Annotated in this window: 7 protein-coding genes; 2 read left to right on the forward strand and 5 right to left on the reverse strand. The window is 42.8% G+C overall.

Annotation, left to right across the window (positions count from 1 at the left end; all coding sequences use genetic code 11):
- Positions 1-100: 100 nt before the first annotated feature.
- The 3 genes from QUB16_RS25870 to QUB16_RS25880 form a co-directional block, all read right to left on the reverse strand.
- Complete coding sequence (locus QUB16_RS25870) at positions 101-790, reverse strand: hypothetical protein (protein ID WP_333320566.1); 690 nt, start codon at positions 788-790, stop codon at positions 101-103.
- 26 nt (positions 791-816) lie between these two features.
- Positions 817-2,112, reverse strand: a complete 1,296-nt coding sequence (locus QUB16_RS25875; protein WP_333320568.1) for a transposase — start codon at positions 2,110-2,112, stop codon at positions 817-819.
- A 305-nt stretch (positions 2,113-2,417) separates the two neighbouring features.
- The gene (locus tag QUB16_RS25880) at positions 2,418-2,654 is read right to left on the reverse strand and encodes a DNA-directed RNA polymerase subunit omega (RefSeq protein WP_333320570.1); all 237 of its coding nucleotides are present in this window, start codon (positions 2,652-2,654) and stop codon (positions 2,418-2,420) included.
- An 80-nt stretch (positions 2,655-2,734) separates the two neighbouring features.
- Here QUB16_RS25880 and QUB16_RS25885 point away from each other — a divergent pair, with 80 nt between their 5' ends.
- Entirely contained in the window at positions 2,735-3,427 is a 693-nt protein-coding gene (locus QUB16_RS25885; protein WP_333320572.1) for a GDSL-type esterase/lipase family protein, read from the forward strand.
- 106 nt (positions 3,428-3,533) lie between these two features.
- Here the strand turns inward: QUB16_RS25885 and QUB16_RS25890 are convergent, their stop codons facing one another.
- Positions 3,534-5,144 carry a hypothetical protein gene (locus QUB16_RS25890; RefSeq protein WP_333320574.1) on the reverse strand — a complete coding sequence of 537 codons (1,611 nt, stop codon included), beginning with the start codon at positions 5,142-5,144 and terminating at the stop codon, positions 3,534-3,536.
- A gap of 365 nt (positions 5,145-5,509) precedes the next feature.
- Between QUB16_RS25890 and QUB16_RS25895 the strand changes: the two genes are divergently transcribed.
- Positions 5,510-6,763, forward strand: a complete 1,254-nt coding sequence (locus QUB16_RS25895; RefSeq protein ID WP_333320576.1) for an S-layer homology domain-containing protein — start codon at positions 5,510-5,512, stop codon at positions 6,761-6,763.
- A 128-nt stretch (positions 6,764-6,891) separates the two neighbouring features.
- Here the strand turns inward: QUB16_RS25895 and QUB16_RS25900 are convergent, their stop codons facing one another.
- Complete coding sequence (locus tag QUB16_RS25900) at positions 6,892-7,401, reverse strand: pentapeptide repeat-containing protein (RefSeq protein WP_333320578.1); 510 nt, start codon at positions 7,399-7,401, stop codon at positions 6,892-6,894.
- Between the last annotated feature and the right edge of the window lie 171 nt (positions 7,402-7,572).

A 7,572-nucleotide genomic window follows, 5' to 3' on the forward strand; every position in this document is an offset into this window, starting at 1 on the left:
GGACTTACCCATAAATACGAAATCAAACGGGTTTTTTACCTGTGTTAAAGGCTCAAAAGCAATATTTCCGTAAAAAACCCGGTTTCTGCATTCCTGAGTATTACGGTGCCAGCAACTTCGCATCTCCTGGCTGCGGCTGCGGTATCTCCGGCGAATTCGATCGCCCTTGTGGTTTTTCCCCCGCCGCCGGTGTGCGCCCACCCCCGGAATTCTCCGTAAAAACATCAACCAAAGCTTGAACCAAAGCATCCCGCTGTGCTCTATTTAAACTTTGAATAGCAGCGCGATCCTGTTCCATTGGATTTGAGCGCAAAACGTCTTTTCCCGGATAAACGCTTTCCACCAAATAATCGGGAGTCGCCCCCAAATAGTCAGCTAAACTCAACTTCCAATCAAAGCGGTAATTGGGCGGCCGTCCTTTGACAAATACGTGATATCGAATCAACCGCCCGACTAAAGTATTGGTAGGATCGACTTTTCCAGTTTCCTTGGAAATGTAGTTATTTTCGATCGGGAAATCCGGCAATTTTTCGTACACCAATTTCCACGCATCTTGCACCCTCACTTGCGGTGGGGCAGATTGTTGGGCCACCCGCTGCACAGACGCCGACTCAGAACTCCGCAGCAGCGAAGGTTCCAAAGCCGACATACTCAGTTCCCCCGATTCCAATACCCAACTCAAAAGCGTGAAAATCGCCACACTCAAAGTAACAAACAGAAAACTTAAGCCCTGCTTTAATCTATTCACGGTTTTGACAAGAATTTCAAAAATAGAATAATTTCTTGACACTCCCCGGTCTAAAGACGCGGGGATTCTTAAGGACAAACTTTGGGGGATGAATCCCGCCAAAGTTTAATTCTTAAAGGGTTCGTCAGCAGCCCACTACCCACTCGCTTAATAATTAAGTCTGTGGCTACTTTTGATTTCCGAATGATGTTCCCTGCACCGTTAGTATCTGCATTGAGCAATAATCCAGTGCTAGAACGGTACAATCCTCTTTTGATTCTTTTACCCGATGGCTGCCAATTGTCGGGTTTTTCACCGACTTTCACTGGCAGAAAATCTCGGTCTAAAAAACTCGATTTTGATGTGTAAGATTCATCTTGATCTACAAATCGCCATCCCATTAAGTCGCATTCTTGCTGCAATCTTTCCTTGACTTTAGCGGTAGGAATTTGAACAAAACTCTGATTGGTCTTACCTCCCATATTAACTTCTTGCTTTTGTCCTTTATTCCAGCCAAAAACTATGACGTTAATTTGGTTATTTTTGCAATAATTTACGATAGTGCTGACTGCTTTATTAACCGCATCTCTCATTCTGCGGGCGCGAGTTTCCGATAACTGTTGCAGTCTTTTTGACGAAAAGCCTTGAGGTAATTTATGTCGGGCGTGTTCAGATTGAAGAAAAGCTTTTCGTTTGTTAAACCATTGATTCCAAGACTTCAACTTATGACCATCAATAATGAAAGGGTTGGCATTGCTAGAGACACAGGTTAACCAATTGTTGATGCCATGATCGATGCCCAAAACTCCTGTTACTTCGAGACTGCACAGGCGAGCCTGTTCAGTTAGACTTTCGTGGACATACTCAATCCAGACCTGACCGTTTCTAGGGATCAGCCTAAGTTCTTTGAGCTGGCAATCTTTTAACCTTTCTGGCAATGGAACCCAGAGAGCATCTGTCCCAAAGTGTCCTTTCCCTTTGGTTCCCAGAGGTAGCCTCACTCGATTGCCAACTATTTTTAAGGCTTGCCCTGGATAGGAGACTTGGTACATAGCGCCTTTTGCTCTATATTTAGGCAGCCTCGGTTTTTGATTAATCTCTCCTTTTTTGGCTAACCTTTCCAAGGCTCGAAAAGAGCTAAAAGATTCGGCAACAGATTTAAGGGATTGTTGAGCTACCTGAGAATAAAGTAAACCGTAATTCTCGTTGGTTTTAGTGATTTTGTACAAGTCAAGATATTTGACAGCACTTTTATCCTTAAAGTATCGTTGGCGACTTTCGTAAGTGCCAACATTAAACAGATTGTTCGACCATCTGAGTAGTTGCTCAACAATGGTTTTGTGGAGTCCCTTTAAATGCCAAATATCTTTTTGTACTGCATACATTTGATTTCACCTCCTTTGATTTATTTTACCGCATCTGGCAATCTTGATAGTAGGCAGGATAAATCCTGCAACGCCCTTTCATCCCTGGGCTAAAGCCACAGGGTTTTCAGGGTATTCTTTATAATTTTAGGATTTACGCTCATCAACCCGGTTTCTTAGAAAAATCAGAGGTTTCTTAACGAGGTAGCTAGGAATAAACCGGGTTTCTCGTCCCGCGCGCCCAAGTCTAGTTTGAAAAAGTTGTGAGTTTTGAGTTGACAAAAATTGCTGGCAATTCACCACTCAAAACCCAAAACTCCCGAAGTCTAGTACTTGTCTCCGATAATTTCCGGCTGAGTCAGTTCGTCCGACATCTCAAATATCGCCCGCATTACAGGTTTCATTTGATGGTCGTCCATATTGTCAAAATCTTCATAGCGACGGCGTTTGGCGCGGTTCGCCACCTGCACCGTAATCCGATAGCGGTTGGATGCACCGTTAATCAACTCTTCCGCGCGACGGGTTAGCTGAGTAGAATCGAAGGGTTGACGCTTATTAGCCATGAGACTACCTACTTTATGTAATGTTACATTCTAGTCTAGTATGTCAAGATTCATAATTTATTAACTGAGTATCATTGCTTATGCAGGTAGCAACAGCCTATTCCTTTGGTCACTTGCATCGGGGAAATTCTCATCCCCTCAAATTGGTTGCTTTCGGTGACAGCTTAATCTACGGTTTCGGCGACGGTGTAGGCGGGGGTTGGGTGGAAAGATTGCGGCGCCAGTGGATGTTACCGGAGAGTGCAGGACACGTTTTATACAATTTGGGCGTTCGGGGCGATCGGGCTTATCAAGTCTCCCAGCGGCTCGAAAACGAGTTTCGCCACCGTGGCGAGCTCAGAAACCGCGTCCCGGATGCGATTATTCTTTCCGTCGGCCTCAACGATGCGGCGAGAGTGCAGTCGCCTACCGGGCGCAGCTACACTGATTTTGAACATTTTAAAACAGTTTTGGATCATTTGTTAAACCTGTCCCAACAACTTTGTCCGGTGATATTTGTCGGGATGGTGCCGGTGGATGAAAGTAAAATGCCTTTTCAAGATTGTTTGTATTACAGTCATGCTGACCAATATCGGTATAAAGAGGCAACGAAATTAGCTTGTGAGTTGCGGGGAATTCCCTATTTAGATATTTTTGATAAATGGATAAATCGCGGCAGTGATTGGTGGCGATCGCGCTTGATTGCAGATGGGCTGCATCCCAATGCAGCGGGCTATCAATCTTTATTTGAAGATGTGACAAGTTGGGAGCCGCTAGCCTCTATTAGTCATTAGTTCAGTAGTCATTAGTCATTAGTCAGTAGTCAGCTAGGCTGTTGCGCCTTTAATGCAGCTTGTCTAAAAAACTGTGTAATTGATATTACTCTTTTTTTGCAAGCAGCTATGTGCGTATAGACTCTACTGTGAATGAGAACTTCAGCTTAGGGATTCCGCTTGCCTGTAATAAACTTGCGATCGTGTCTACACTTTCATCGTATGACATATTATCTTTAGAACCAAATGGAATATCTGCTTTCCATTTCCCATTTAAGGTGACAGTGAGTATAGCAGGTGCTATAAATCTTCTAGGCGATACATACGCCTTGCTTACATATCCTTCTTCTTCGTTCAGCTTTACTTTAGCAAAATCCGACAAGTAGGTTTCTAGCAGTAACCAAAACACTCTATCTACTGTGGCTACTAAATAAACCTCTTTGTAATGTTTATCCTGAGAGCTTTGACTCGTCGTTCCTTTGGCGCCATATATTATGTTGTTCATAGGAATAGTTCTATTCCCATTTTGAAAATTATTAATTTGGTTTCCTATAGGTTCTTTGAGATTACAAAAGAATGGCTTGATCAAGATAGTCATTCTTTTATCTCCGAGGTTGTCTACGTAATTATCGTCCTTTGGTATGGAGCCTAGATACTTGTTAACCTGATAACGATTTAAGTCAATCCCACGTTCCGTTAACAATGCCACGAGATATTGCTTCTTATTAGCAATGTTAGCTAGCCTTACAGGAAGACCAGTATTAGTATCCCGGAGAGTTATTGTATCTCTTGGCAATAATTGCAGCTTATTTAAATCGAGATCTTCTTTAAAAAGTAATTTAACTAAATCTTCTTTGTAAGGGTGTATTCGTTCTATAGCCTTGCGACGAAGTTGATTGTATGGAGCATCTTGGTAAGCATCATTAGCTAAAAATATCCCTTCAAGTCTCAGCCAGCACTTATTTTTTAGAAGGGCTAAAGAAGCTTCATCAACGGCCCGAATGTCTACATTTGCCACTTGAGTCAAATCGTAGCCTTGAATGTATTCTAATGCTTCTTTGTCTATTTGATATACTTCTATAGCGAAGCCATTAACCAATAACCTTGTCACAGATAATTCATAAATTCTTTGACCTTTACAAGGAAATTCCCAGTTGTTTGAATAATTACTGCGCTTTCTAAAAAGATTTTTGAAAAAACGTACTGCTGATTTCCAGTCCTTTCCTAATTCACTAACATTTATGCAAATATGTATCACCTTCAGAGGCAAAACACCTTTTTTTACTCTCCAACGATCTTGCCAATTAATAGAATCTTCGATAAATTTAATATCTTCTTTTCGGGCGGATTCTACACCTAGTACGAAACTATAAGGGGCAAGGCTAAATAACGTTTGCCGTAACAATGTCTCTGTGGGAGCTAATTTCTTAGCCTTGACTTTAGTTCCATTCAACTGCGGGCTGTACTGCTCAATCCGCTGCTGTTCGATAATATCAAGTAGCGATTCAGGCAATAATTCGTAGTAGATAGTAAACTGTTTTTTTCGTTGCTTTTGTAGTTGATCTAGTCTGTGGTGACTATCACCTGTCCACCGGGTACGAAGATTCTTTGCTTTTCCGATGTACCAAATTATGGAGTTTTCATCTACAACGTAATATATTCCAGATTCTTCGGGCAGTAGTGTTCTGCTCTTTAAACTTATATGAGGTAATTGCAAGATCTGTTCGTCTGCACTCATATTTTTGTTTTCTAGTTGATGCGATGTGTCTCTAGAGCTAATATTCTCATGTGGGCGAGCTAATGTCAAGGGAACTCGCAGTTCTTCTCAAACCGCTTTGTCCGTAAATCCTGTTAATTGCAGAAACCAGGTAGATAAGGGAGATAAGCAACATAAGGATTTTAAGGGATTTAAGCTTTGGAAAATTCCCCAATCATCATAAAAATATTTATTTTAAAAGACCGTATCTTCCCCACACTAAAAGTAAAAGCATTCAATAATGATTACATAAGTGAGGTAAACAGCAAGTTCGGCAGTAATTAATCAGCCTATCAAAAGCTTACTTTTCCTCAATAAAAAGCTTGTGTAAATTGGAGAATCAAAAAATGTCTGTATTACATCGCATTAAATCCGGTACATCTGTTTTATTAACCTTGGGTACCGTTGCCGGAACCGCAGCGCCGATGCTAGCTCCCGCCCCATCTTTTGCTCAGACAGCTTTTTCGGATGTTAATAATAACTACTGGGCAAAAGACTTTATCCAAGATTTGTCAGAAAGAGGCATTATCAAAGGATTTCCCGATGGCAGTTTCCGCCCGGATGCACTGGTAACGCGGGCTGAATTCGCGGCAATGGTGCGTTCTGTGAAAAAGGCAAAAACCCGCGCTGCTGTAAGGTTTGCCGATGTTCCGTCTAATTTTTGGGCAAGCGGGGCGATCGCAGAAGCTTACGAAATGGGATGGATGTCTGGCTATCCCGGCAATGTTTTCAGGCCGACACAGCAGATTCCTCGCGTTCAAGTTGTAGTCGCTTTAAATAACGGAATGGGCTATGAGCCTACGTGCGATTTTCAAGATGTTCTCAGCTATTATAATGATGCGGGTGAGATTCAAAGTTATGCTGTCAAAAGCGTTGCTGCTGCTACTGAAAAACAGTTGGTTGTCAGCTATCCCAATCCTAAATCTCTCAAACCGAACAAGTCAGCAACGCGAGCTGAAGTAGCTGCTTTTATCTATCAAACATTAGTGAGTACCAATCAAGCAAGAGCAATTAATTCTCCTTACATTGCTAAGATTGATGTTAGCGAATCTGTTGCTGTGCAAATTCCCAGGGGGGTGACTATCCCCATCGAGTATGCAAAAGGCAAGATTTTGCTCGGCCCCAATGACAAGTCTCCAATTACGCTGACTGTAGCTTCGGATATCACGGGTAATAATGGCCAAGTGGTGATACCGGAAGGCTCGAAAATTAGCGGCGAATTGCGATCGACTGCATCGGGCGTTCAGTTTGTGGCTCAAGAATTAAGTATACTCAACGGCAGCAGAGTGCCTCTCAATGCCACTTCGCAACTGATTACTAGGAAAGAAACTGTTACCAAGGGCGTTAATGTTGGCAATCTGGTTAAAAATACGGCCTTGGGTGCAGCAGCAGCGGCGGCGATCGCAGGTGTTACGGGCGATCGGGCGATCGCGACTGAAGAGGTGCTGGGGGGCGCGGGAATCGGGACTTTGGTCGGGGTGTTTTTGGGTAGAGATAAAGTCGATTTGTATGCTGTTAATCCTGACACCGATTTAGATTTGCTTTTGAATTCCGATTTGGTAGTTGGTACTGCCAGCACAGACATTTGTAGCGCTCGATAGAGCCGATAATGGGAAATTTCCTCAAACCCCTCGCCTTGCTGGAGAGGGGCTTTAATTTGTGTATTTTACCTCGCTAGAGGTGCATCTAATCAAATAATTAGCCAGCGATTTTCTTTAAGTGTGAATTCCTACCGACATCCCAAACTTTCGCGGGTAGAAACTCCCGTCACGGGATTGACACCATCTGCTTTCTCGCACAGGAGAGTAACTTGATAAGCGTCGATAATCGCGTCAGTAAAATCAGCGCCGGAAATTGCAGCATCAAAAAACCGAGTTCGAGTCATAATTGCCTCGGAAAAATTAGCATTAGTCAAATTAGCACCGTCGAATGTAACTCTATCTGCCAAAGCACCGGAGAGGTTGGCACCTGACAAATTCGCATTCAGCAAAACTCCCTTAGTCAAAATCGCATTAGTTAAATCAGCACCTTGAAAATTTGTTCCCCGCATTTCAGCAGCGACAAATGTCCCGCCCGCTAAATCCGAGTTGGAAAAATCGCGATCGGACAAATTAATGTTTGTGTAATTAATATTTGTTTTCGGCAGGGCAAATGCCGGAGTAGCACTCAGCAGCACCCACCCCAAAGCCAACACTAAACTTAAAATCAGGCTCAGGAAAATTCGGAAAACACTTTTCATGATGATGGGAATGGGGAATTGGGCATAGTTGACTGTTGACTGTTGACTGTTGACTGTTAACTGTTAACTGTTGACTGTTAACTGTTAACTGTTGACCATTGGTGACAAGTTAAGGCTGTAAGTCTTTTGTCAAGAGGCTTTCGGAGAGTTCTTAAAAAAGAATTGGTCAGA

This window comes from Microcoleus sp. D3_18a_C4 (genome assembly GCF_036702415.1).
In the GTDB taxonomy this organism is placed as follows: Bacteria; Cyanobacteriota; Cyanobacteriia; order Cyanobacteriales; family Microcoleaceae; genus Microcoleus.

What these genes read in the sequence shown, in the direction of transcription:
- QUB16_RS25875 (WP_333320568.1), bottom strand. Translation starts at nt 2,112, where the DNA reads ATGTATGCAGTACAAAAAGATATTTGGCATTTAAAGGGACTCCACAAA.
- QUB16_RS25880 (WP_333320570.1), bottom strand. Translation starts at nt 2,654, where the DNA reads ATGGCTAATAAGCGTCAACCCTTCGATTCTACTCAGCTAACCCGTCGC.
- QUB16_RS25885 (WP_333320572.1), top strand. Translation starts at nt 2,735, where the DNA reads ATGCAGGTAGCAACAGCCTATTCCTTTGGTCACTTGCATCGGGGAAAT.
- QUB16_RS25890 (WP_333320574.1), bottom strand. Translation starts at nt 5,144, where the DNA reads ATGAGTGCAGACGAACAGATCTTGCAATTACCTCATATAAGTTTAAAG.
- QUB16_RS25895 (WP_333320576.1), top strand. Translation starts at nt 5,510, where the DNA reads ATGTCTGTATTACATCGCATTAAATCCGGTACATCTGTTTTATTAACC.
- QUB16_RS25900 (WP_333320578.1), bottom strand. Translation starts at nt 7,401, where the DNA reads ATGAAAAGTGTTTTCCGAATTTTCCTGAGCCTGATTTTAAGTTTAGTG.